This window comes from Pseudonocardia sp. KRD291 (assembly GCF_019263595.1).
In the GTDB taxonomy this organism is placed as follows: domain Bacteria; phylum Actinomycetota; class Actinomycetes; order Mycobacteriales; family Pseudonocardiaceae; genus Pseudonocardia.
Map to the genome: position 1 here is coordinate 1 of NZ_JADQDD010000470.1, position 2,537 is coordinate 2,537.

2 protein-coding genes and 1 pseudogene are annotated in these 2,537 nt (G+C 74.1%); all 3 read left to right on the forward strand.

The features are described from left to right. Positions 1 to 278 (forward strand): annotated as a pseudogene (locus I4I78_RS31835) (glycosyl transferase); the annotation flags it as partial. A gap of 128 nt (positions 279 to 406) precedes the next feature. Continuing rightward, positions 407 to 1,702 carry a bifunctional glycosyltransferase family 2/GtrA family protein gene (locus I4I78_RS31840; protein ID WP_218615217.1) on the forward strand — a complete coding sequence of 432 codons (1,296 nt, stop codon included), beginning with the start codon at positions 407 to 409 and terminating at the stop codon, positions 1,700 to 1,702. Next, positions 1,702 to 2,537: glycosyltransferase family 39 protein (locus I4I78_RS31845; RefSeq protein WP_218615218.1), on the forward strand; the 836-nt coding region annotated here is incomplete at its 3' end. The genes I4I78_RS31840 and I4I78_RS31845, both read left to right, overlap by 1 nt.

The window sequence follows — 2,537 nt, forward strand, 5'->3', positions numbered from 1 at the left end:
ACCAGCTGGCCACCGGCAGCCCGGTGATCGCGCTCGGCGGCTTCAACGGCACCGACCCGTTCCCGACGCTGCCGGGTTTCCAGCAGCTCGTCGCCGACGGCGAGGTCCACTGGTTCGTCGGCGGTGCGGACTCCGGACCGACGGGCGGCGGGACCGCCACCGACACCGGCGGCAGCGACGCGGCCGCGCAGATCGCGGCGTGGGTGGCGCAGCACTACACCCCACGGACCGTCGACGGCGTCACGCTCTACGACCTGAGCGCGGAGGCCTCCGCGTGACCGGCGGCAGCGGCGACCCGGGCCCGGCCGGTGGCGTGACGCGGACGACACCGGGGCGGGCCGCCTGCACAGCTCGCGCACAGGTCGATCACACGACCCCGACAGCGCCGCCCACGAGTGTCCTCCCCATGAGCCCCGTACTCGCCGACCTCCCGGACGGCACCGCGACCACCCCCCGGCAGGTCCCGGAGCCGTCCGGCCGCACGGTCCTCGACATCGTCGTGCCGGTCTTCAACGAGGAGACCGATCTCGAGCCGTCGGTGCGCCGCCTGCTCGAGCACCTGCGCACGTCGTTCCCCTACTCGTTCCGGATCACGATCGCCGACAACGCCAGCACCGACGACACCCCGGTGATCGCGCACCGGCTCGCCGCGTCGCTGCCCGAGATACGCACCGTGCGCCTGGAGCGCAAGGGCCGCGGGCGGGCACTGCGCGAGGTCTGGTACGCCTCCGACGCGGCCGTGCTGGCCTACTGCGACGTGGACCTGTCCACCGACCTCAACGCCGTCCTCCCGCTCGTCGCGCCGCTGGTGTCCGGGCACTCGGACCTGGCGATCGGAACCCGCCTGGGCAAGGGGTCGCGGGTGGTGCGCGGGGCCCGGCGCGAGTTCATCTCGCGCTCCTACAACCTGATCCTGCGCGGGGCGCTGTCCGCCCGCTTCTCCGACGCCCAGTGCGGGTTCAAGGCGATCCGCTCCGAGGTCGCCCGCACGCTGCTGCCGCTGGTCGAGGACACCGGCTGGTTCTTCGACACCGAGCTGCTGGTGCTCGCCGAGCGGACCGGGATGCGGATCCACGAGGTCCCGGTGGACTGGGTCGACGACCCGAACTCCTCCGTGGACATCGTCCGGACCGCCACCGCCGACCTCAAGGGTGTGTGGCGGGTCGGGCGCGCGCTGGCCACCGGCGCGCTGCCGCTGGCCGACATCCGGGCCCAGCTCGGCCGCGCCCCGCTCGCCCCCACCCCGGTCCCGGGCGTGCCGCGCGCGATGCCGTTCCAGCTGGCCCGCTTCGCCGCGATCGGGGTCGCCAGCACGCTGGCCAACCTCGTCCTGTTCGTCGCGCTGCGCGGGCTGATGGGCGCGATCGCGGCGAACGTGCTGGCGCTGTTGATCTGCGCCGTCGCCAACACGGCGGCCAACCGCCGGTTCACCTTCGGCGTGCGCGGGCGCGACGGCGCCGCGGTCCACCAGTTCCAGGGCCTGATCGTGTTCGGCATCGGACTCGGCCTGACGACCGCGGCACTGGCCCTGCTCGGTGCCCTCGTCCCGGAGGCCCACCAGGCCGCCGAGGTCGTGACGATCGTCGTCGCCAACGCGGTGGCGACCGTCGTCCGGTTCGTGCTCTTCCGCTCCTGGGTGTTCCGGCGCTCCGCCGCCGCACCCGCCGCCCCTGTCCCGTCGTCCCCGGAGATCGCAGCCTGATGGCCACCACACTCGACACCGGAGCCGTCCGCGGGCACGCGGACGGCTCCGGCCCCGCCTCCCCGGACGCCGTCGCGGCCCCGCCGGAACCCGGCCGCCGGTCCGGACGCGAGTGGGTGGCCCTGGCCGTCCTGCTCGCCGGCACCGGCGCGCTCTACCTCTGGAACCTCGGCGCGTCGGGGTGGGCGAACTCGTTCTACGCCGCCGCGGTGCAGGCCGGGACGCAGAGCTGGACCGCGTTCTTCTTCGGATCCCTGGACCCCTCGAACGCGATCACGGTGGACAAGCCGCCTGCGTCGCTGTGGCCGATGGAGATCGCCGGCCGGATCTTCGGGTTCTCCTCCTGGAGCATGCTCGTCCCGCAGGCGCTGATGGGCGTCGGCGCGGTCGCGCTGCTCTACGCGGCGGTCCGCCGGGTCGCCGGACCCGGGGCCGGGCTGCTGGCCGGCGCGGTCCTCGCGCTGACGCCCGTCGCCGCGCTGATGTTCGAGTTCAACAACCCGGACGCGATGCTGGCCCTGCTGATGGTCGCCGCCGCGTACTGCACGACGCGTGCGGTGCAGGGCGGCGACCGGAGCTCCGGTACCCGGTGGCTGCTGCTGGCCGGTCTGGTGATCGGGTTCGCGTTCCTGGCCAAGAGCCTGCAGGCGTTCCTGGTGCTACCGGGTCTGACCCTGGCCCACGTGTGGGCGGCTCCCGGGTCGCTGCGGCGCCGGATCACGCAGGTCCTCGGGGCAGGCGTCGGGATCGTCGTGGGGGCCGGGTGGTGGCTGCTCGCCGTCGCGCTGTGGCCGGTCTCGTCGCGGCCCTACATCGGCGGGTCGACCGACAACAC

Excerpts from the sequence above, each read along its gene's own strand:
- I4I78_RS31840 (WP_218615217.1), top strand. The coding sequence starts at position 407 with ATGAGCCCCGTACTCGCCGACCTCCCGGACGGCACCGCGACCACCCCC.